Origin of the sequence: Mesorhizobium sp. M1163 (assembly GCF_040318415.1) — a bacterium.
In the GTDB taxonomy this organism is placed as follows: Bacteria; Pseudomonadota; Alphaproteobacteria; order Rhizobiales; family Rhizobiaceae; genus Mesorhizobium.
Window position 1 is genome coordinate 204913 of sequence record NZ_JAMYMF010000005.1, and the last position, 20806, is coordinate 225718.

19 protein-coding genes are annotated in these 20806 nt (G+C 63.8%); 7 read left to right on the top strand and 12 right to left on the bottom strand.

Annotation, left to right across the window (positions count from 1 at the left end; translation table 11 throughout):
- Window positions 1–7: 7 nt before the first annotated feature.
- Window positions 8–1558 carry a trimethylamine methyltransferase family protein gene (locus tag NKH43_RS07530; RefSeq protein ID WP_023717176.1) on the bottom strand — a complete coding sequence of 517 codons (1551 nt, stop codon included), beginning with the start codon at window positions 1556–1558 and terminating at the stop codon, window positions 8–10.
- 91 nt (window positions 1559–1649) lie between these two features.
- On the opposite strand from NKH43_RS07530, the gene NKH43_RS07535 reads away from it, so the two are divergent.
- The gene (locus tag NKH43_RS07535; RefSeq protein ID WP_352857284.1) at window positions 1650–2552 is read left to right on the top strand and encodes a LysR substrate-binding domain-containing protein; all 903 of its coding nucleotides are present in this window, start codon (window positions 1650–1652) and stop codon (window positions 2550–2552) included.
- Between the two features lie 20 nt (window positions 2553–2572).
- Here NKH43_RS07535 and NKH43_RS07540 read toward each other — a convergent pair whose 3' ends face one another.
- Complete coding sequence (locus tag NKH43_RS07540; protein ID WP_352857286.1) at window positions 2573–3562, bottom strand: zinc-dependent alcohol dehydrogenase family protein; 990 nt, start codon at window positions 3560–3562, stop codon at window positions 2573–2575.
- A 103-nt stretch (window positions 3563–3665) separates the two neighbouring features.
- On the opposite strand from NKH43_RS07540, the gene NKH43_RS07545 reads away from it, so the two are divergent.
- Both NKH43_RS07545 and mutL read left to right on the top strand, forming a co-directional pair.
- A complete protein-coding gene (locus tag NKH43_RS07545; protein ID WP_352857288.1) occupies window positions 3666–4568 on the top strand; it encodes a LysR family transcriptional regulator in 903 nt (300 codons plus the stop codon).
- A 603-nt stretch (window positions 4569–5171) separates the two neighbouring features.
- A complete protein-coding gene (gene mutL, locus NKH43_RS07550; protein WP_352857289.1) occupies window positions 5172–7022 on the top strand; it encodes a DNA mismatch repair endonuclease MutL in 1851 nt (616 codons plus the stop codon).
- A 34-nt stretch (window positions 7023–7056) separates the two neighbouring features.
- Here the strand turns inward: mutL and NKH43_RS07555 are convergent, their stop codons facing one another.
- Both NKH43_RS07555 and NKH43_RS07560 read right to left on the bottom strand, forming a co-directional pair.
- Window positions 7057–7578, bottom strand: a complete 522-nt coding sequence (locus NKH43_RS07555; RefSeq protein WP_352857290.1) for a hypothetical protein — start codon at window positions 7576–7578, stop codon at window positions 7057–7059.
- A 364-nt stretch (window positions 7579–7942) separates the two neighbouring features.
- Window positions 7943–8836 carry a DMT family transporter gene (locus NKH43_RS07560; RefSeq protein ID WP_352857292.1) on the bottom strand — a complete coding sequence of 298 codons (894 nt, stop codon included), beginning with the start codon at window positions 8834–8836 and terminating at the stop codon, window positions 7943–7945.
- Window positions 8837–8926: 90 nt separating this feature from the next.
- On the opposite strand from NKH43_RS07560, the gene NKH43_RS07565 reads away from it, so the two are divergent.
- Both NKH43_RS07565 and NKH43_RS07570 read left to right on the top strand, forming a co-directional pair.
- The gene (locus tag NKH43_RS07565) at window positions 8927–9853 is read left to right on the top strand and encodes a LysR family transcriptional regulator (RefSeq protein WP_352857293.1); all 927 of its coding nucleotides are present in this window, start codon (window positions 8927–8929) and stop codon (window positions 9851–9853) included.
- Between the two features lie 234 nt (window positions 9854–10087).
- Window positions 10088–10321, top strand: a complete 234-nt coding sequence (locus NKH43_RS07570; protein WP_031193470.1) for a DUF2093 domain-containing protein — start codon at window positions 10088–10090, stop codon at window positions 10319–10321.
- Between the two features lie 253 nt (window positions 10322–10574).
- Here the strand turns inward: NKH43_RS07570 and lpxK are convergent, their stop codons facing one another.
- From lpxK to epmA, 7 genes are all read right to left on the bottom strand, one after another.
- Window positions 10575–11603, bottom strand: coding sequence for a tetraacyldisaccharide 4'-kinase (gene lpxK / locus NKH43_RS07575; protein WP_023717168.1), 1029 nt, complete (start codon window positions 11601–11603; stop codon window positions 10575–10577).
- Window position 11604: 1 nt separating this feature from the next.
- Entirely contained in the window at window positions 11605–12921 is a 1317-nt protein-coding gene (gene waaA / locus NKH43_RS07580; protein ID WP_023717167.1) for a lipid IV(A) 3-deoxy-D-manno-octulosonic acid transferase, read from the bottom strand.
- Entirely contained in the window at window positions 12918–13697 is a 780-nt protein-coding gene (locus NKH43_RS07585; RefSeq protein WP_023717166.1) for a lysophospholipid acyltransferase family protein, read from the bottom strand. Before NKH43_RS07585 ends, waaA begins: the two co-directional genes overlap by 4 nt.
- A 5-nt stretch (window positions 13698–13702) precedes the next feature.
- A complete protein-coding gene (locus NKH43_RS07590; protein ID WP_023717165.1) occupies window positions 13703–13948 on the bottom strand; it encodes a DUF4170 domain-containing protein in 246 nt (81 codons plus the stop codon).
- 74 nt (window positions 13949–14022) lie between these two features.
- Window positions 14023–14829, bottom strand: a complete 807-nt coding sequence (locus NKH43_RS07595; protein ID WP_023717164.1) for a 3'(2'),5'-bisphosphate nucleotidase CysQ — start codon at window positions 14827–14829, stop codon at window positions 14023–14025.
- Window positions 14816–16159 (bottom strand): TldD/PmbA family protein, encoded by a 1344-nt coding sequence (locus NKH43_RS07600; RefSeq protein WP_023717163.1) that lies wholly within the window; start codon window positions 16157–16159, stop codon window positions 14816–14818. The genes NKH43_RS07595 and NKH43_RS07600 overlap by 14 nt, the downstream gene beginning before the upstream one ends.
- Window positions 16160–16328: 169 nt before the next feature.
- Complete coding sequence (gene epmA, locus NKH43_RS07605; RefSeq protein ID WP_352857294.1) at window positions 16329–17375, bottom strand: EF-P lysine aminoacylase EpmA; 1047 nt, start codon at window positions 17373–17375, stop codon at window positions 16329–16331.
- 114 nt (window positions 17376–17489) lie between these two features.
- Here epmA and efp point away from each other — a divergent pair, with 114 nt between their 5' ends.
- The gene (efp, locus tag NKH43_RS07610; protein ID WP_023717161.1) at window positions 17490–18056 is read left to right on the top strand and encodes an elongation factor P; all 567 of its coding nucleotides are present in this window, start codon (window positions 17490–17492) and stop codon (window positions 18054–18056) included.
- A 133-nt stretch (window positions 18057–18189) separates the two neighbouring features.
- On the opposite strand, the gene NKH43_RS07615 is transcribed toward efp, so the two are convergent.
- Entirely contained in the window at window positions 18190–19197 is a 1008-nt protein-coding gene (locus NKH43_RS07615; protein WP_352481290.1) for an AraC family transcriptional regulator, read from the bottom strand.
- A gap of 226 nt (window positions 19198–19423) precedes the next feature.
- On the opposite strand from NKH43_RS07615, the gene NKH43_RS07620 reads away from it, so the two are divergent.
- Window positions 19424–20806 carry an FAD-binding oxidoreductase gene (locus NKH43_RS07620; protein ID WP_352481291.1) on the top strand — a complete coding sequence of 461 codons (1383 nt, stop codon included), beginning with the start codon at window positions 19424–19426 and terminating at the stop codon, window positions 20804–20806.

Below are 20806 nucleotides of genomic sequence, written 5' to 3' on the forward strand. Positions count from 1 at the left end.
CCCGTTATCAACTAACGCTGTCCGGCAGTTTCTCCTCGCGCCGCGCAATCAAATCTTTGAGACCATCGGCGATGCCCTCATCGAGCTTCGGCTCCTCATAATCGGCGAGCATGTTGCGCGCTTTCTCGCGGCCGCGGGTGTCGTGGTCCTTTGCTCCTTCCGCCTTCCACTGTTCGAACGAATTGAAGTCCATGATGCTCGGTATGAAGAAGGCGGACTCAAAATGCTGGAGCGTGTGTTGGGTGCCGAGGAAATGGCCCTGCGGTCCGACCTCGCGGATAGCCGCCATAGCCTCCTTGAAATCGTCGAACGGCAGCCCGCCAGCATATTTGTACCAGCCGACGAGCTGCTCGCAGTCGGTCGCAAATTTCGAATAGCCGCAGGTCAGGCCGGCCTCGAGCCAACCGGCGGAGTGCCATATGTAGTTGGCGCCGGCAAGGATGGCGGCATGCATCAGCATGTTCGCCTCGTAGCCCGCCTGGGCGTCGTTCAGCTTCGAGCCGACATGGAAACCGGACGTGCGCCACGGCAGCCGATACTTCCGCGCCAGCGCGCCCATGAGATACATCATCTGGGCCGCCTCCGGCGTGCCGCCCATGGGAGCGCCGGTCTTCATGTCGACCGTCACCATGAACTGTCCGTAGATCTGCGGCGAACCCGGACGCAAGAGCTGTGTGAACGCGACGCCCGCCAGCGCTTCGGCATTGACCTGCGCGACCGCACCGACTGCAGAGGCCGAAGTCGAGGCGCCGCAAAGGGCGAAGGGCGCGAGGATCAGCGGCTGGTTGTGGCGCGCATAGACTTTCATCGCGTCCAGCATGGTGGCATCCCAGACCAGCGGCGAATTGCAGTTGGTGATCGCCACCAGGACCGGGTTGTCGCGGACATAGTCCTCGCCGAACACGATGCCTGCCATCGCCATCGTGTCTTCGGCTCGATCCTTGGAGGTCACGATGCCCATGAACGGCTTGTCGGAGTGCTTCAGCGCTGAATGGATGATGTGGAGGTGACGCTTCGGCACCGCGATTTCCATCGGCTCGCAGATGATCGAGCTCGACGAATGCAGCGCCGGCGCCATGTAGGCCAGCTTGTGGAAATTGTTGAGGTCGGCGAGTGTGCCGTAGCGCCTGTTGTTGTCGAGGTCGCGCACATAAGGCGCCCCGTACATCGGCACGAAGATGGAGTTGTTTCCACCCACACGTACGGAACGCTGGGGATTCCTCGCATTGAGCGTGAACTCCGACGGGACCTTCGAGACGAGGTCCATCAGCAGGGCGCGGTCGATCCGGACCCTTGTCTCGGAGACATCGGCGCCCGCCGCCTTCCACATTGCGATAGCCTCGTCGTCGCGGAACTCGCATCCCACCTCTTCGAGGATGCTGAGCGACTCCTGGTGGATGAGCTCCACCGCCTCGTCCGGGACCATCTGATACACCGGAATCTTGCGAACCAGGGTCGGAAATGACGCTACGGGAGCTCCCCGCAGCGCCTTGCGCCCCAGGCGGCCACCCGCGCGACGATTGGTATGTTCGCTCACTTCAACGGCCGGTGCGTTCATGGAGGCTCCATCTTCCTGTCTCGATCAATCTAGCCAGACAAAATGCAGCTGTGACGCTGGAAAATCCTGATCTCTTGTATAAGCTCAGCTTATGCGAAGCTTGCGCCATCTGCTGCCCTCGGCCGGCAGCCTGATCGTTTTCGAGGCCGCCGGCCGGCTGTCGAGCTTTACCGCCGCCGGGCGGGAGCTCGGCATGACGCAGGCTGCCGTCTCCTATGCGATCCGTGGGCTCGAGGAGCAGCTCGGCGCCAAACTCTTCCAGCGCCGCCACCGGCAAGTCAGCCTTACCGAGGCCGGCGATCGCTTTCACGCCGACGTCTCGCTCGGCCTGTCGCATATCCGCAAGTCGGCGGAAGATCTGCGCCAGATCGCCGTCGGCGCTCACGTGACGCTCGCCGCCTCGACCGCATTCGCCTCGTTCTGGATGATGCCGCGCCTGCAGCAGTTTCGCGACGAACTGCCGGGCATCGACCTGCGCATCCAGACCGCGGACCGCGATCTCGACATCATCGCCGAAGACATTCCGCTCGGCGTCCGCGGCGGCGAGCCCAAGGAATGGCCGGATTATCATTCGCTGCCGCTGGCCGATGAAGTGATATTCCCCGTCGCCGGCGTTAGTTATGTGGCCCGGTTCGGGCTGCCGGCGAACGTGAAGGACCTTCCATCGCATCGTCTCATTCATCTCGAAGAGCCGTTTCGCGAGGCCGCCAGCTGGGACGAATGGTTCGCCTCGGCCGGTGTCGATATCGCCGATGCCGGGCGTGGCTTGCGCATCAATGACTATGCGCTGGTGATCCAGGCAGTCATGGAAGGGCAAGGCATCGCGCTCGGCTGGGGTCACCTCGCCGAGCGGCTGCTGGCATCAGGGCTGCTGGTGCGCGTCACCGGCCACACAATGTCGACCGGCAAGGGCTTTCATGTCATCTGGTCGAGGAACCGCGAGCTCAGCGACAACGCCCGCAAGGTGCGGGACTGGCTGGCGGCGCAAGCGTGAGGCTATCCCACAATGCCCGGTCAAACCGTCACGACGATCTTGCCGAATTGTTCGTTCGACTCGAGATAACGATGCGCCTCGACGATCTGATCAAACGGAAAGGTTCTAGCGATTGCGGGCTTCAGCGAACCCGATTTCAGTCCATCAAGGATGAATGTCTTGGCGGCCTGTAGCCGGGCCGGATCGCGCACGATCTCGTGGACGAGATAGCCGCGCAGCGTCAGCGTCTTGCCTAGCACTGCAGGTAACGGAAAAGGTGTCGGGTCGGGGCTCAAGCCGCCATATTCGATGAGAATGCCACCCAGTGCCATCGCTGCCGTCAGAGGCTCGAAGATCGGCCCGCCGACCGCGTCGAACACCACGCGCACGCCGTCCGGGCCGGCGATTTCCTTCAACCTGGCTTCCAGATCCACCTCTGCCGAGGCGATGACGTGGGCCGCGCCGAACTCAAGCAGAGTCCGCTTCTTGGCGGACGTCCGTGTGACGGCGATCGGGGTCGCGCCAACCAGGTTGGCAATCTGGATCGCCGCCAGTCCGACGCTGCTCGATGCCGCAGTGATGACGACAAAGTCCTTCCTGCCGAGTTTGGCAATGTCGATCAGCGCACCGTAGGCCGTGAGATATTGCATCCACCCAGCGGCGGCCTCTTCCCAGCTCAGCGATGGTGGATGCTTGACGACGAGCTCGGCGGGATATGTGGCAATCTCACCATACGCAGGCCAGCGGGCCATCGACACTGGCGGCACGATGCTGACGGCATCGCCCGGCGCAAACCCGTCCACGCCTTCGCCGACCGTTTCGACGAGGCCAGCGGCCTCAAGCCCAAGACCAGAAGGCAACGGCGCGGTTTGGATATATCTGCCTGAACGCAGCAACGCCTCGGCCCGGTTTATACCCAACGCCTTGACACGGATCTGGATCTCGCCTCGTCCCGGCGCAGGCATGTCGACATTCTCGATGCGCAGAACCTCGGGACCACCCAGCTCATAAAAACGAACGACACGCGCCATCGGTCACAACTCCAAAATATTTGCACTGAATGTGCTATGCCAGCGGCAATCAGGCGGATAAATAGCCGCTTGAGTAGATCAGTGGAAACTGTGGGTTTTGAATATGGATCGCCTTACGAGCATGGCCGTGTTCGTCAAAGCCGTCGACCTGGGCTCGTTCGCGGCTGCGGCGGCGGCTCTCGATCTATCCGGGCCGATGGTCGGCAAGCATGTCCGGCTTCTCGAGGAGCGCCTGGGCGTGCGCCTCATCAACCGGACCACGCGCCGCCAAAGCCTGACGGATTTCGGGCGCGCCTATTATGAACGCTGCCGGCTGGTGCTTGCCGAAGCGGAGGCCGCGGATGCACTCGCCGCCGACCAGCTTGCCGAACCGCGCGGAAAGCTGCGCGTCCTCATGCCGGTGCATTTCGGCCGGCGCTGCGTTGCCCCGATCCTGTTCGGGCTTGCGCAGCAATATCCGGCGCTGGAACTTGACCTGTCGTTCAGCGACGCCCTCGCCGACCTCGCCGAGGACGGCTGCGACCTTGCCATCCGAACGGGCGATCTGGAGGACCAGGCCGGGGTGATGGCGCGGCGCGTCGCGCGCCAGCACATGGTCGTCTGCGCGTCGCCATCCTATCTCGACAGGCACGGCCAGCCTCAGGCGATAGATGACCTCGGCAGCCATCACGCGATCATCTACCGCCGTTCCGGGCGTGCCGTTCAGCCGTGGCTGTTTCCACGCAATGGCCAGCCTGCGACGGAGGTCAGGCTCGCTGGCAGATTGCGGCTCGACGATCTCGATGCCATCGCCGATGCCGCGGCCGCCGGCATGGGGCTCGCCTGGCTGCCATACTGGCTGGTTCGCCAGCGCATTCAGGCGGGCGTACTTGTCCCGCTATTGCCGGAACAGCCGAGGTTTCTCTATGACGCCCATGCGCTGTGGCTGCAGACGCCACATCTGCCGATGAAAGTCCGCCTTGCCGTCGATGCACTGGCGGCAGCGCTGCCCAAACTCATGACTTGAAGTGCACGGTCGCGGTCAGCTGCGTGGATTTCCTCGAGAACGACCCGACGATTGAACAATAATCTATATGGTAGATTTCGAATATACAGGAGGTAAACCAGAACAACTGTTAGCGATATCGAAATAATCGTCCAAATAGTGAACAAAATTACTCTTGCAATACGACTCTTTCGACGCTGTATCCATCGAGCGAAGTTTACCATTAAGTAATCTAGGATGACGTCAAAATGTCGCCTCCAACGGCCATTCGCTTCAGATTTTGGCCTTCGCCCGACTAAATCCACTAAGTCAATTGGGGGTCAAGCCCATTCACTTCAACAATATTCCTATCTCTACATCGTGGCGGGACAGCACCCCCCTCTGGCCTGCCGGCCATCTCCCCCGCAAGGGGGGAGATCGGATGTCGCCTCGGCCTCCGCCAGTCTCCAATGTCTCAAAGGTTGGCGGGACGCATGAACCGCCAATCTCCCCCCTTGCGGGGGAGATGGCCGGCAGGCCAGAGGGGGGTGGGACGGAGCGCAACGGAGCAGTCTCCCTGCCTTGCAACAATCAACGCTATTCTCCCCCTCCCGTATCGGCCACGAATCCGCCTATAGTGCTGCCATGCCCATTCGCCAGCTTTCCGAAACGATGATCAACCAGATCGCCGCCGGCGAAGTCATCGAGCGTCCGGCAAGCGTGGTCAAGGAACTGGTCGAGAACGCGCTCGATGCCGGCGCCACGCGTGTCGAGATCGTCACCGCTGGTGGCGGGCTGAACCTGATCCGCGTCAGCGACGACGGCTCGGGCATTCCGGAAAAGGAACTGGCGCTGGCGATCGCGCGCCATTGCACCTCGAAGCTCGCCGACAATATTCACGACATCCGCTCGCTCGGCTTTCGCGGCGAGGCCTTGCCGTCGATCGGCTCGGTGGCGCGGCTGTCGATCCGCTCGCGCACAGCGTCCAGTGAAAACGCCGCCGAGATCGGCATCGCCGGCGGCCGCGTCTCCGCCGTCAGGCCGGCGGCGGCCAATCGCGGCACCACGGTCGAGGTGCGCGACCTGTTCTTCGCCACGCCGGCGCGGCTCAAATTCATGAAGGGTGAGCGCGCCGAAGGCTCGGCCATCGGCGACGTGGTCAAGCGCATCGCCATCGCCTTTCCCGCCGTGCGCTTCACGCTGGCCGGCCCGGACCGCTCGACGCTGGAGCTGCCGGCGACCGAGGACAGCCCGGAAGGCCGGCTGCGCCGGGTGGCACAGGTGATGGGCGCCGACTTTCCCGACAATGCGATCGCCATCGACGCGGTGCGGGACGGCGTGCACCTCGCTGGCCATGTCTCGGTGCCCTCCTTCACCCGCGCCAACGCCCTGCAGCAATATGCCTATGTCAACGGCCGCCCGGTGCGTGACAAATTGATCGCCGGCGCCATTCGCGGCGCCTTCGCCGACGTGCTGCCGCGCGACCGCCATGCCGTCACCGTGCTGTTCCTGACGCTCGATCCGGCGATCGTCGACGTCAACGTCCATCCGGCCAAGGCCGACGTGCGCTTCCGCGACCCGGGGCTGGTGCGCGGGCTGATCGTCGGCGCCATCCACGAAGCGCTGGCCAATGCCGGCATCCGCGCCGCCACCACCGGGGCCGCCGGCATGATGGCGGCGTTCCGGCCAGGCGCCGCATCCTATGCGCATGGTGGCCCGGCCAACGGTCACCGCAGCTACGAGGCCGCCTATCGGGCATCGGGCTTTTCCGGGTTCGATCCTGCCCGTTCGCCGCAGCGGCCGCTCGACATGGGCGACGGCTTCGGCGAGGACGAGCAGGCGGCCTTCGACGCCGGGCCGCTGCACAGCGCCGATGCGCGCGCCGGGCAAAACGAAGCGGCGGAAACGCTGCTCGGCACGGCGCTGGGCGCGGCGCGCGCGCAAGTGCACGAGAATTATATCGTCGCCCAGACCAGGGATTCGCTTGTCATTGTCGACCAGCATGCGGCGCATGAGCGGCTGGTCTACGAGGCCTTGAAGAACGCCCTCCACTCACGCGCGGTGCCGTCGCAGATGCTGCTGTTGCCCGAGATTGTCGATCTGCCGGAAGAGGATGCCGAGCGGCTTGCCATACACTCCGAGACGCTGGCCCGCTTCGGCCTCGGCATCGAGCGCTTCGGCCCCGGCGCCGTCGCGGTGCGCGAGACGCCGTCGATGCTCGGCGAGACCAACGTCCAGCAGCTGGTGCGCGATCTCGCCGACGAGATCGCCGACAACGACACGGTCGAAACGCTGAAGGAGCGGCTGGACAAAATAGCCGCGACCATGGCCTGCCACGGCTCGGTACGTTCCGGCCGCCTGCTCAAACCGGAAGAGATGAACGCGCTGCTGCGCCAGATGGAGGCGACGCCGGGCTCCGGCACCTGCAACCACGGCCGCCCGACCTATATCGAGCTCAAGCTGGCGGATATCGAGAGGCTGTTCGGGCGACGGTAAGCATTACCTGGGCAACGCCAAGCGAGGCACCCGCTCAATTCGCCAATTGATGATACTTCTTGGTTTTAAGAGAGAAAACATAGTCCATTGTATAGCCAGCGCCGCCGCCACGAAAGTTTACTGAAATGATCTCGGCGATTTTTTCCGTCTGTTTTTGAACATTCATGTAGATTGGCGTCATCAGCATTCCCGCGTCGCAATTGTCGTCATCGAACTCGATCTCTTGATAGACTTTCTTGCTTCGCTTGCCGATGACTTGCAATTTTCGCATGCAAATTCCGGCTTCGGTTTTCGCGTAGATGCCTGAAAACCTGTCGGTGTCGGTCTGCGCCCAGAACGGGATCTCAACGGTTCCGTCAATCTTCCCGTCGCCGGTATCGTCCAGGCTAGCAACTTTCTTGAGCGTGACGGGATGTTTGTCCGCACCCTTGCTCCAGGTTCCTGTTGCGCCGCTTTCACCAATGTCGAGAGAGAATGGGCATCCACTGGTGTCGACGGGCGTTTCGAACCCATGACCAGCACCCGGTCGAATTCCTTGTCGTCCGCAATCTCGCAAAGGGATACGCTGATGCCGTTGATCTTGCCGTACACTGCTATCGGGCTTTGCTTCGCGTCGTAGAAATAGCTCCCCTCGACCGTAATCCCGCTGCCGAAACTGTCATTCCTCTGCAGCGACAGATGGACTGGGTTAGGCCCAATGAAACCTTCGTAATTTTCGATCTGATACCAACCCGCGACCGCATTTTGGCTGAACAGCAACAAGAAAAAAATTGCGGAGATAAACTGCATTCCCATGTCGACCCCTCGCCACGCTTCGCAAACGCAATCAACATAGACGCCGGCCTGGCTCATGTCTGCATCGCAATGGTCGTCAGTAACGGCTCATGGTTTGAGTCGGGAAAAAGCTTCAATTATCTGAATCACCTCCTCAAATTCACCACGATGACGCCGCCCAGCGCCAGCGCCCCGCCGAGGATGCCGAGCAGCGTCGGCACCTCGCCCAGCCAGAAGAAGCCGATCAGCGTCGCCACCGGGGACACCAGATAGAGGAAGTTCGATGCGCGCGCCGCCGGCAGCCGGGAAAGTGCTGTTGCCCAGGCAGCGTAGGCGATGAGACTGGGCACGATGCCGAGAAAGATGACGGCGCCGAGCCCGGCCGTATCGGCGACCGCCGCTTGCGCCAGTCCGCTCGGCAGGAACGGCGACAGGCAGAGCGCGCCAAGCACCATGTTCGAGGCCGAGATGGTCAGCGGGTGGTGGCGACCAAACAGCGGCTTCTGGACGATGGTGTTGACGGCCGAGCACAATGCCGAGCCGAGGACAAGCAGCGCACCATTCTTGAAATGCAAGCCCTGCCCCTCGCCCATAGCGATGATGCCGATACCGGCGAAGGACAGGAATGTGCCGGCCCAGGCCAAGCCTGAGAAGCGTTCGCCGAGCAGCGCCATGGCCATGATGGCGGTGAAGATCGGGCTGACATTGATGATGAAGCCCGCCGCACCTGCCGAAACGGTCAGCTCGCCGAAATTGAGCATCACCGTGTAGAGCGCGACGAAGACGGCACCACCGAAGACAAAGCGCCAGAGTTCGTCAAGTCTGGGCAGAGCCGGCCGCTTGACCGCGAGAAAGATCGCCGCCGGAACCGCGGCGATGGCAAAGCGCAACGCGCCAAGTTCCAGCGGCCCGAAGGCGGCAAGGCCGGCGCGGATCGCTGGAAAGGCGGAGGCCCAGCCGACCACCGTCAACGCCACCGCGATAGCAGCGGTGGTGTCCATCCGCTGTGTCGGATTCAACGTTCCGGTATAGACGCTCATCTCGGTGTCCTCGCGATCCAATGCCATGAAGTAGAGAAACGCTATTGCGCGTCGATTGACAAACGAACAAATCGAGTATCACCTGTGACTATGGATCACAGCTCAGGCTCGATGCTGCCGCTTGAAACCCTGCGCGCCTTCGATGCCGCGGCGCGGGCAGGCAGCTTTTCGGCGGCGGCCGAGAAGCTCAACATCACCCATGGCGCCGTCAGCAGGCAGATCGCCAAGCTCGAGAACTGGCTCGGGCTGAAAGTCTTCGATCGCGGCGCGCGCGGCGTCTCGCTGACCGTCGAGGGCAATCGCCTGCATCTGCGCACCACCGAAGCCTTCGCCCTGATCGCCAGCAATTCGGATCGCTGGGTCGAGCCGCGCGGCACGGCGGTGGTGCGGCTGACCTCGATCCCCTCGGTCAGCGGGCTGTGGTTGATGCCGCGCATGGCGGCGCTGGAGAACCACCCGTCCAAGCTGCGCATCGTGCTCGACGTCGACATCCGCCAGGGCGATCTTGCCGACGAGGGCATCGACCTGTCGATCCGCTGCGGGCGCGGCCGCATTCCGGGCCGGATCTCGGTGCAGCTTTTCGAAGAATATGTGTTCCCGGTCGCCTCGCCGGAATTGGCCAGGGAGATCGGCCGCGGCGATCCGGCCCGGCTGCTCGAATTTCCGGTGATCAACGATTCCGACGCTTCGGCGTGGCGCGCCTGGTTTGCGGCGCAGGAGATGGACTATCGGCCGCGGCCGCACGACCGCCGTTTCGAGGATTACAACCTCGTGCTCGACGCCGCCGCGCACGGGCTCGGCATTGCGCTGGCGCGTCCGCCATTGACGGTGGACCAATTGAAATCGGGCCGCATCGTCGCCGTAGACGAGCGCCGTGCCCTCAGTCCGATATCCTACTGGCTCGACCGGCCGCTGGGGCGGCCGCGCGCCGCGGCAGCCGAACTTGCTCGTCGCATCGCAGTCCAGGCCGGGCTGCCAGCGGAGAGGATCGAAGAGTTTATCATCGCCGAAGAATGAGATGCCTGAAGCGCGTCGCGTTCGACCGGCCTCATGCGACGCGCTTCAGGTTCTTGTGTTTATGCATGTCGTTATCGCAAAACCGCTGCACACTTTTGCGCGACATGCATTGGCATCCGCTTTGCCGGCTTGTTCGAGCAAGTGTCACCAGAAACAGAGGCAGGCAAAGCCAACCAAGCTTGACCTCGCCGCAATTTGTGGCGATGACATCGTCATGAATTTCGGCTCCACCCCATGATGAACCGTTTCGAAGGCCCCGGCGGCAAGGAAGCCCGCATCCGCTATCTCGACGGCGATTTCCAGGTGACTAGCCCCGGCGCCTTCGTTCGCTGTGCGGTGACCGGCGAGAGCATCCCGCTCGACGAGCTCAAATATTGGAGTGTCGCCAGGCAGGAACCCTATCTGAATGCCGCTGCATCATTGCGCCGCGAGATCGAAGCGCATCCGGAACTGCGCCGCCGACGGTAGTCTGACGCAAATGCAAGTCGCCCCGTTGCGATCCTTCGCGCGCCGTCTCCTGCCGCGACGTCAAGCCAGCGACACCGAAACCTTAGAAGTTATCTTGAAATAAAAAACCCGCCTCGGGGCTCGAGGGCGGGTCGTCGGCGAATCACCACCATATACAAATTAGTAGCATAGCTGCCGGCACAAAGCAAGAACAAAATACACTCGACCGGCGGAAAATTCCGGTCCCCGCATTGCCTCGGTCTCAAGCTGCCGGTCAGCCTTTAAGCCTGCGCTGCCGCCAGGCATCCAGCGTTTCGTCGATGATGCGTTGCGGCACATGGTCGAGCTCGAAGACGGTGTCGATCTCCAGCACATCGAGCCGGTCGAGGAATTCCGGCGGCGCTGCGCCGTGACGCAGGCGGGCAGCATCCTTGGCAGTGGTAATCAGGCCAAGCCCGGCTTTACGTGCCGTCGCCGCCAATTCGGCAAGCTCGTCCGCGCTGTAGAAATGATGGTCAGGAAACGGTCGGGTCAGCGCAAGCTCGCCGCCGGCCTCGGCTACGGTGTCGAAAAACTTGTCGGGATGGCCGATGCCGGCGAACGCCAGGAACCGCCTGCCGGCCAGCGTCACCGTGCTGCTCGGGGCGGTGTGCGCCTCGAAGATCGGCCTGCCGGCGCGCGCTGCCTGGCGCACGACCGTATCGGCCGCGGTGCCCTCGCCCATCTTCAGCAAGCCGCTGGTGAAGACCAGCTGGTCGACGATGTTCGCCCGCAGCGGTCCGCCGGGGATGACGCGGCCATTGCCGATGCCATGGCGCGCGTCGACGACGACCAGCGCATAATCGATGTGGATGCGCGCGCTCTGAAAACCGTCATCCATGATCAGGAAATCGCAGCCGAGCTTCTCCAGCAGAAGCCTGGCGCCGGCGGCCCGGTTCGGCGTCACCGCGACCGGCGCATGTTCGGCCAAAAGCAGCGGCTCGTCGCCGACATGCTTGGCGGCGTCGTGGTGCGGATCGACGACATGCGGCTGCGCGAAGGAGCCGCCATGGCCGCGCGACAGGAAACCGGGATTGAGCTGCATGCGCCGGGCCTGCTCGGCCAATGCGATCGCCACCGGCGTCTTGCCGGTGCCGCCGACCGTGAAGTTGCCGATGCAGAGCACCGGCGCCTCGACTTTTTCGCGCGGCGCGTGCCGCATGCGGCGACCGGCGATAAGCGCATAGATGGCGGAAAGCGGCGACAGCGCCACGACCCGCCAGTCCGGCTCTTCCCACCAGAAGGGCGGCGCTTCCGAGGTCACGTCAACGCCCGTTCGCGCCCTTCAGGCGCGACTTGACGACCAGCGGCTGGATATAGGGCTCGAGCGACCTGAGCGTGTGCGCCAGCGCACCGCGCATCTCGTCGACCGTCGCCGCACCCGCCGCCATCATTTCGTGACGAGCCACCTCGTTGGTCAAAAGGAAATTCACGGCGCCGGCCAGCATATCGCGGTCGCGCACCAGCTTGGCGCCGCCACTGTCGAGCAGGCGCTGATAGGCCTCGCGAAAATTCTGGACGTTGCGGCCGGCAAGCACCGCTGTCTCCAGCATGGCCGGTTCCAGCGGGTTCTGGCCGCCCTCGGAAGTCAGCGAACGGCCGACAAAGGCAATTTCCGTCAGCCTCAGATAAAGCCCCATCTCGCCGATCGTGTCGCCGAGCAGAATATCGGTATCGGCGGTGATCCTGTCGCCCTTGCTGCGCTGCGCCAGCTTCAGGCCCATGCCGGAAATCTGGGCGGCCAGCTGCCCGGCGCGTTCGGGATGGCGCGGCACGATGATCGTCAAAAGCCCGTGGTGCCGCTTGTGCAGCATGGCGTGAACTTCGGCCGCGACCGCCTCTTCGCCGTCATGGGTCGAAATCGCCGCCCAGGTCGGGCGAGCGCCGATCTGGCGTTTCAGCGCCGCCAGTGCCCGTTCGTCGGCCGGCGGCGGCGCGGTGTCGACCTTGAGATTGCCGGACACGGTGACCGGCCGGGCGCCGAGCGAAAGGAAGCGCTCGCCATCGAGATCCGACTGGGCGACGACATGGGCGAGATTTTCGAACAATGCTTCGGCGATGTTGGCGCGCTTCTTCCAGGATTTGAAGGAGCGGTCGGACAGCCTGCCATTGACCAGAACCTGCGGCACGCGGCGGGCGCCGAGTTCCAGGATGGTCATCGGCCAGATCTCCGATTCGGCGATGATCGCCAGGTCCGGTTGCCAATGATCGAGGAAGCGGCTGACCGCCGGCTTGAGGTCGAGCGGCACATATTGGTGGATGATGCGGCCGCCCAGCCGTTCTTCGGCGACCTGCGCCGAGGTGACGGTGCCCGTCGTCAGCACGATGTTGACGCCGTAGTCGAGAATGCTCTCGACCAGCGGCACGACGGCGATGGTCTCGCCGACGCTGGCTGCATGGATCCAGATCACCGGGCCTTCGGGGCGCTCGCGTCCGGCGACGCCGTAGCGCTCGCGCCGGCGAATGCGATCCTCCTTGCCTCTGGATGTGCGCCAGGCGACATAAGGTCCGACCAGCGGGTAGGCGGCGGCCCCGGCGAAGCGGTATGCCGTCAGGAAGGCGCGCGCCCAGCGCATACTCATTTCGAACCGTCCACAAGGCGATAGGCCTCGGCGGTCGCGGCATTGAGCGAGGCCGTGACCTCCTGGCGCTTGCGTTCCATTTCCGCGGCGTCTGCGTTGGCCGGCACGAAGACAGGCGTGCCGACGACAATCGAGGAGCGGCCGAAGGGCAAGTTGATCGTCGTCTTGTCCCAGCTGCCCTCGATCACCTTGCGGCGGCTGGTGGCAATCGCGGCAGGCAGGATCGGCCGGCCGGACAGCCGCGCCAGGAGGACGACGCCGAGCCCCGCATCGCGCGGCGTGCCGTGGGGAATATCAGCAATCATGGCGACATTCTTGCCGGTGGCGAGCGACTTTTTGAGGGCGATGAGCGCCTTGGCGCCGCCCTTGTCGAGATGCCTTGCGCTTTCGCGCCCGCCAGAGCCGCGCACCGCCTCGATGCCGAATTTCTCGACCATCAGCGCGTTGAGCTCGGCATCGGCGCTGCGCGACACCATGGCAACCAGTGGCCGTCCCTTGGGATAATAGGCCGGCGTCAGCAGATGCTGGCCGTGCCAGAGCGCGATGATGCCAGGCTCGAGCTGCGCATAGGCGCCGCCGGAAAACTTCGCCGATCCGTCGACCATGCGGTTGGTCAGGCGGACAAGGCGGACGAAATACGCAAACAGCGCGGCAAGCGCATTCTTGACGAATCGCGACTGCGCCAGCGGTTCGCGGATCTTGCGCCAGAACGTCTTCGGCTTGCGACGTCTGACCGCCGACCGCGGGGCTGATCGCTTGACCGCTTCATGGTTCATCGATGTCAACCGGCAGCCTTGTTTTCGGGGTCGAGCAGGCGGTGCAGGTGAACGACGAAATAACGCATATGGGCATTGTCGACGCTGGCTTGCGCCTTGGCCTTCCAGACGGCGTGCGCCGATTGATAGTCGGGATAGATGCCGACTACGTCGAGCGCGTCGAGGTCGCGGAATTCGGTGCCGCCCAGCTTCTTGAGTTCGCCGCCGAACACCAGGTGCAAAAGCTGTTTCTTTCCGTCTTCAGCGGCCATGTCGATCCTTCACATATCGTGAGTTTGGGACAGGTCTAGACCAAAGCCGCCGACTTTGGAACTATTGATGATGGTCAATTGTCCAGCCCGGCGATGACGCCGGCGAGCACAGCGAGGAGTTCGCCGCTGCCGGCGGCAAGCGCGCCGTGGCGGATCACTTCGCCGGCATAGAGCGGCGCGCGGCCGTGCCGATCGAGCACGGCGCCGCCTGCCTCGCGCAGGATGAGGTCGGCCGCGGCGATGTCCCAGTCATGCGCGTTGGCCTTGACGAAGGTGGCATCGAGCTGGCCGCCGGCGATCATCGCCAACCTGTAGGCGAGCGAAGGAATATAGGGCACGCGCTTCAGCCGTTTGTGCCATTTCGCCGGCATCAGGTCGATCATCGCCTTCGGTCCGGCGATTTCGGCCGTTTCCGACGGCGGACGCACGCTGATGCGCTTGCCATTCAGGAATGCGCCCTCGCCCGGCAGCGCCCAATAGATTTCGCCCTTCGCCGGGCAGTCGAGCACGCCGGCAAGCGTGCGGCCGTTCTCGACCACCGCGACGCTGACGCACCATGTGGGCAGGCCTTCGAGGAAGCCGCGCGTGCCGTCGATCGGATCGACGACGAAGGTGCGGCGCGCGACAAGCCTTACCGGGTCGTCGACGGTTTCCTCCGACAACCAGCCATAGTCCGGCCGGGCCGCCAGCAAGGTCTCGCGCAGATATTTGTCGGCGGCGTGATCAGCTTCGCTGACCGGCGAGGTGCCGCCCTTCATCCATACTTGCGGATTGTTGTTGAAGTACTGCATGGCGATGAGCCCCGCCTCGCGGGCAGCGTCGCGCAGCAGCTGCAGGTCTTCAGTAGCGCCGGCCGAGACGGCCGGATCAAGCTCCGGCAAGGGTCATCCCTTCGATCAAAAGCGTGGGCGCGGCAGTGCCGAAATTGCGGTCGAGATCGCTCGCCGGAACCATGTTGAGGAACATCGTCTTCAAATTGGAGGCGATGGTCACCTCGGCAACGGGATAGGCCAGCTCGCCATTCTCGATCCAGAAGCCGGAAGCGCCGCGGCTATATTCGCCCGTCACCATGTCGACCCCCTGGCCGAACACTTCGGTGACGTAGAAGCCGGTCTCGAGCGACTTGATCAGCTCTTCCGGCGTGTTTTCCCCGGGCTCGATGGCGAGATTGGTCGACGATGGCGAGACCGACGAGCCGCTGCGCGAGCCGCGCCCATTGGTGACGAGGCCGAGTTCCCGCGCCGCCGAGGTCGACAGGAACCAGTGGTTGAGCACGCCCTTGTCGACCATGAACAATTTCTCGCCCTCGACGCCTTCGCCGTCGAAGGGGCGCGAGGCCTGGCCGCGGCGCCGGAGCGGCTCGTCGGTGACGGTGATTGCGGCCGAAGCCACCTTCTTGCCCATCATGTCGCGCAGAAAGCTGGTCTTGCGCGCCACCGCGGCGCCATTGATGGCACCGGCGAGATGGCCGGCAATGCCGCGCGCGACGCGCGGATCGAACACCACGTCGACCGGCCCGGTCGCCGCCTTGCGCGCGCCAATGCGGCGTACGGCGCGCTCACCGGCCTTGCGGCCGATGTCTTCCGGCGCGTCGAGATCGGAAAAATGCTGGCGCGAGGAGAATTCGTAATCGCGCTCCATGCCGGTGCCCTCGCCGGCGATGACGCTGGTCGAGCGCGAAAAGCGCGACGCGACATAATGGCCGACAAACCCATGCGAAGTGGCGAGCACAAGGCCGCCGAGCCCGGCGCTGGCGCCGCTGCCGGCCGAATTGGTGACGCCCTTGACGGCAAGCGCCGCCGCCTCGGCGGCAAGGGCTGCTTCCTTCAACTGGTCCGCCGATACCTCGGTGGCGTCGAACAGATCGAGATCGCGCGGCTTTTTGACCAGCAAGGCCGGATCGGCGAGACCCTGATAGGGATCTTCGGGCGACACTTTGGCCATGGCGACGGCGCGCTCAGCCAGCATATTGGGGTCGGATGCCGCCGTTGCCGAAACGCTCGCCACCCGTCTGCCGACGAAGACGCGCAACGAGACGTCCTCGCTCTCGGACGCCTCTGTGCCTTCGACCTTGCCAAGCCGCACCGACACACCGGTTGAGCGGCCGCGTACTGCAACCGCATCGGCGGCATCGGCGCCGGCCCGTTTGGCAGCCTCGACCAGGGCCGCGACGCGGTCGGTCAGTTTCGCTGCGTCGAGCGTATCGGTCATGCGCATAATCCTGTTATTTCCGGCCGGCTGAAGGGCAGCCGCTGCTGCACCATCTATTGTCCCGATGCAGCTTCTGCAATGGGAGAAGGCGCAAAGCGGGGGCATCAAGCGCCTGAACAGGGCTGCCAGTGTCAGGCAGGTGAGCGGCAATGGCGAGATCGACAATCCCTCAGGAAGCGGCCACCGGCGTCCAGATCACGTCGTCGATCCTGAGCGCGCCGGTGGCGAGCATCACCAGCCGGTCGAAGCCGAGCGCCGCGCCGCTCGCTTGCGGCGTGATGGCGAGGGCGGCGAGGAAATCCTCGTCGATCGGATAGCGTTCGCCATAGACACGCTGCTTTTCGTCCATTTCGGCGGCAAAGCGCCGGCGCTGCTCGGCCGGATCGATCAACTCGCCAAAGGCGTTGGCAAGCTCGACGCCGCAGCAATAAAGCTCAAAACGCTCGGCGGTGCGTGGATCGTCGGCGCTCGGCCTGGCCAATGCCGCCTCCGAGATCGGATATCCGAAAAGAATGGTGGCGCGCCCCTGCCCCAGCGCCGGTTCGATTTTTTCGACCATCACCCGGCTGAACAGGTCGGCCCAATTGTCGTCGGGCGCGGTCCGCAATCCGGCCTGGACCAGGGCGGCATGCAACCCCGCGCGGTCGGTGCTGCCATCGGTTGCCACAGTCGCCAGCAGATCGATGCCGGCATGGCGCATGAAGGCTTCGGCGACGCTCAACCGTTCCGGCTCGGCGAACGGGTCGGCCTCGCGGCCGCGGAAGCTAAAACGCTTTGCGCCCGCCCGTTCGGCCGCCAGCGCGACGAGCTCGGCGCAATCGCGCATCAGGCTCTCATAGGCCTCGCCGACGCGGTACCATTCGAGCATGGTGAACTCCGGATGGTGCAAGGGGCCGCGCTCACGGTTGCGCCACACAGCAGCGAGGCTGAAGATGCGCTCCTCGCCGGCGGCAAGCAGCTTCTTGCAGGCGAATTCCGGCGAAGTGTGGAGGTAGAGCGGCTGGCGCTGCCCGTCCGGCCCGATCGCCTCGGTGGCAAAGGCCGACAGATGCGCTTCATTGCCGGGCGAGATCTGCAGGGCCGATGTCTCCACCTCCACGAAGTCACGGCGGGCGAACCAGTCGCGCATGCCGGCGGCAATGGCGTTGCGCAGGATCAGCCGCGGCCGGCGGTCGGCATGGACATGCGGCGTCCACCATGGCGAAGCGGCGGTCATCGGCTTCAGGCGAATTGCACAGAGGGCTGGCGATTGCGGCCAAGATGCGCTAGGCCGCACCCAACGGCCTCTCCAGCCGATTTGCGCCAACAAATTTTATCAGGATGGAAACCCGTGAAGGTCATCGCCAGCTCCTTACGCAAAGGCAACGTCGTCGAAAAGGACGGCAAGCTTTATGTGATCCTCTTTGCCGAAAACATTCATCCTGGCAAGGGTACGCCGGTCACCCAGCTCGACATGCGGCGTATCTCCGACGGGGTTAAAGTTTCCGAGCGTTACCGCACCACCGAGCAGGTCGAGCGCGCCTATGTCGAGGAGCGCGAGCACACTTTCCTCTACCAGGACGGCGAAGGCTTTCATTTCATGAACCCGGAGAGCTACGACCAGGTGGCGGTGCCGGAGAGCGTGGTCGGCGACATGGCGCCCTACCTGGTGGAAGGCATGCCGGTGCAGATCTCGCAATACAACAGCATCGCCATCTCGCTGGTACTGCCGCAGCGCGCCACTTTCGAGGTGGTCGAGACCGAGCCGGTGACCAAGGGCCAGACGGCGTCCTCGTCCTACAAGCCGGCAACGCTGTCCAACGGCGTGCGTACCCTGGTGCCACCACACATCAGCGCCGGCACCCGCGTGGTGGTGATGACGGCGGATGGCGCGTATGTCGAGCGCGCGAAGGATTGAGGCGCGAAGCCTGAAACGCCTCGCCCTAGCGCGCCGAGGCGGCCGGTCATCGTCGACCGCTTTGTGCCAGGGGGCTTTCGAGCATTGGGACGCGGCACGCAGACCGCAGCGTCAACGCCCGGCCAGTTCTTTCCTATTGCACGACGCCAGCGGGCAATCTTTGAGCCTCGAGCAACGCCGACCGTCCCTTTCGCCAGGTGCCAGGTGGAATGCCGACGAACTTTTTGAAGGCGCGATTGAAGGCGGCTCCCGACTCGTAGCCGACCTCGGCACCCGCTTGCGCAATGCTCATTTCGGGCCGTTCGAGCAAACGTCCCGCCAGTTGCAGACGCCAGCGAGCAAGATAGTGCATCGGCGAGACCTCGACATAGTGGGTAAAGCGGCTCGCAAACGCCGTGCGCGAGAGCCCTACTTCGCGGGCGAGCCGGTCCAATGTCCATTCCTCCCTGGGGCGAGCGTGGATGAGCCGGAGCGCCTCGCCGACATGTGGATCCCGTAGGCCTGACAGCCAGCCGCGCGAATCGCCGGGGAGGGTCTCGAGATGGCGGCGGATGATCTCGACAAACATCAGCTCGCTCAGCTTGGCGAGGATCGTTTCACCGCCCGCCCGCCCACTGCCACCTTCGGCCAGCGCCAGCCGAAACAGGTCGATAACCCAGCTGCTTCCATCGGCGGGCTTGCGGGCACACAGGATGGCCGGCAATGCAGCGAGGAGAGGATTGAAGGGACGTGCATCGCAGCCAAGATACCCGCAAATGAACCGGGTCCGCTCGTCTCCCCCGCCACCATGGATCACCGCGAACGGCAGGCTCTCGTCAATCGGCCGATAATACATCGCCATATTGGGTTCGCCCCGCGCTCCGGGCGAAGAGCTCAAGACGTTCGGAACACCACCGGGGAAGACAACGACATCACCGGCGTTCACGAGCACCGGGGGCACCGAATCGTCTGCCAGCGCGGCCCAGCACGAGCCCGACATCACGGCATGAAAAGAAATGATGTGCTCTGCCTCCGGCATGATGGCGGCGGCAATGTCGGCCGTGCCCGGCGACTCGCCGACCCAGGGAGAGCTGGCGTCGACGTCGAAATAGATCGCACCGGTGAGGCGAACGGCTCGGAGCACATCGGAAAGGACATCCATGCACTACACCTCCGGAAACGATCGGCTACTCCCTTTGACAACGAGTTTTTCGGCCAGGCATCTCGAACTATCCGGCAATACAGCCGCCCGAGCAACTACCCATCCGGTCTAATCCTACTCTGAACGATCGGGCAACAGAAATGGACGATGTGACATTTGCGGGAACAGCGGACGGGATTAGCGTTTCATCGACCGGCCGACAGGTCCAATAACAGGGAGGAATGTCATGCACGATGAAGACATCACCAAATTCGCAGCAAGCCTGCGGGGCGAAGTCATCCGGACCGGCGACGCCCGCTATGATGAGGCCCGCAAGCTCTACAACGGCATGATCGACAAGCGGCCGCTGATCATCGCCCGCTGTGTGGACGTGGCCGACGTGATCACAGCGGTGAATTTCGGCCGCGACAACAATTTGCTGGTTGCGGTACGTGGCGGCGGCCATAACGGACCAGGATTGGGGAGTTGCGACGACGGTCTGGTGATCGACCTGTCGGCGATGAACGGCGTGCGTGTCGATCCGGATGCCCGTACGGCGCGGGTGGGTCCGGGCTGCACTCAGGGCGACCTCGACCACGCAACCCATGCCTTTGGCCTGGCCGTACCGGCGGGCATCATCTCGACCACCGGGGTCGCCGGACTGACGCTGAGCGGCGGCCATGGCTATCTGACGCGCAAATATGGCCTGACCATCGACAATCTGGTCGAGGCCGATGTCGTGCTTGCCGACGGCAGCTTCGTCACCGCCAGCAAGGAGCGGAACCCTAGCCTGTTCTGGGCGCTTCGCGGCGGCGGCGGCAATTTCGGCGTCGTCACCAGCTTTGTGTTCAAGCTCCACCAGGTCAGCATGGTCTTTGCGGGGCCGATCGCATGGGATCAGCGCCAGGCCCGCACCATCATGCAGCATTATCGCGAGTTCCTGCCGCGCGCGCCCGAGGAACTCGGGATCTTCCTCGGGCTCAAGACGATCCTGTCGAGCGCACCGTTCCCGGAAGAGTTTTGGGGAAAGCGGATGTGTCTGCTGATGTGTTGCTACAACGGCCCGGAGGAAAAGGGCAGAGAGGCGCTGGCTCCGCTACTCGATGCGCTCCCCGCGCCCTGGTTCAATTGGATGGGAATGATGCCCTATCCCGCGGTGCAGAGCATGTTCGATGGGCTCTACCCGAAGGGGATGCAGTGGTATTGGCGGGGCGATTTTGTCAAGACGCTGTCCGACGAGGCGATCGACGCTCATCTCGAGCAGGCGGCGAAAACACCGAGCGAGCTATCGCTCATGCATCTCTATCCGATCGACGGCGCGGTCCATCGCGTCGGCAAAGACGAGACACCCTGGAATTACCGTGATGCGACCTGGTCGATGGTCATCGCCGGGATCGATCCGGACCCACAGAAAGCGGGGCCGGTGACGCGCTGGACCAAGGCCTACTGGGAGGCCGTGCATCCGTTCGATCTGGGTGGCGCCTATCTGAACTTCATGATGGATGACGAGGGCGAGGGAAGGCTCAAGGCGGCTTATGGCGATAACTACGAGCGCCTGGCCTCGCTAAAGAAGAAATACGACCCGAACAACCTCTTCCGGGTGAACCAAAACATCCGGCCGGCCGCTTGA

What these genes read in the sequence shown, in the direction of transcription:
- NKH43_RS07615 (WP_352481290.1), bottom strand. Translation starts at nt 19,197, where the DNA reads ATGGATGTCCTTTCCGATGTGCTCCGAGCCGTTCGCCTCACCGGTGCG.
- NKH43_RS07535 (WP_352857284.1), top strand. Translation starts at nt 1,650, where the DNA reads ATGCGAAGCTTGCGCCATCTGCTGCCCTCGGCCGGCAGCCTGATCGTT.
- NKH43_RS07565 (WP_352857293.1), top strand. Translation starts at nt 8,927, where the DNA reads ATGGATCACAGCTCAGGCTCGATGCTGCCGCTTGAAACCCTGCGCGCC.
- NKH43_RS07585 (WP_023717166.1), bottom strand. Translation starts at nt 13,697, where the DNA reads ATGAACCATGAAGCGGTCAAGCGATCAGCCCCGCGGTCGGCGGTCAGA.
- NKH43_RS07570 (WP_031193470.1), top strand. Translation starts at nt 10,088, where the DNA reads ATGATGAACCGTTTCGAAGGCCCCGGCGGCAAGGAAGCCCGCATCCGC.
- waaA (WP_023717167.1), bottom strand. Translation starts at nt 12,921, where the DNA reads ATGAGTATGCGCTGGGCGCGCGCCTTCCTGACGGCATACCGCTTCGCC.
- epmA (WP_352857294.1), bottom strand. Translation starts at nt 17,375, where the DNA reads ATGACCGCCGCTTCGCCATGGTGGACGCCGCATGTCCATGCCGACCGC.
- NKH43_RS07620 (WP_352481291.1), top strand. Translation starts at nt 19,424, where the DNA reads ATGCACGATGAAGACATCACCAAATTCGCAGCAAGCCTGCGGGGCGAA.
- NKH43_RS07560 (WP_352857292.1), bottom strand. Translation starts at nt 8,836, where the DNA reads ATGAGCGTCTATACCGGAACGTTGAATCCGACACAGCGGATGGACACC.
- mutL (WP_352857289.1), top strand. Translation starts at nt 5,172, where the DNA reads ATGCCCATTCGCCAGCTTTCCGAAACGATGATCAACCAGATCGCCGCC.
- NKH43_RS07530 (WP_023717176.1), bottom strand. Translation starts at nt 1,558, where the DNA reads ATGAACGCACCGGCCGTTGAAGTGAGCGAACATACCAATCGTCGCGCG.
- NKH43_RS07545 (WP_352857288.1), top strand. Translation starts at nt 3,666, where the DNA reads ATGGATCGCCTTACGAGCATGGCCGTGTTCGTCAAAGCCGTCGACCTG.
- NKH43_RS07590 (WP_023717165.1), bottom strand. Translation starts at nt 13,948, where the DNA reads ATGGCCGCTGAAGACGGAAAGAAACAGCTTTTGCACCTGGTGTTCGGC.
- NKH43_RS07600 (WP_023717163.1), bottom strand. Translation starts at nt 16,159, where the DNA reads ATGACCGATACGCTCGACGCAGCGAAACTGACCGACCGCGTCGCGGCC.
- NKH43_RS07540 (WP_352857286.1), bottom strand. Translation starts at nt 3,562, where the DNA reads ATGGCGCGTGTCGTTCGTTTTTATGAGCTGGGTGGTCCCGAGGTTCTG.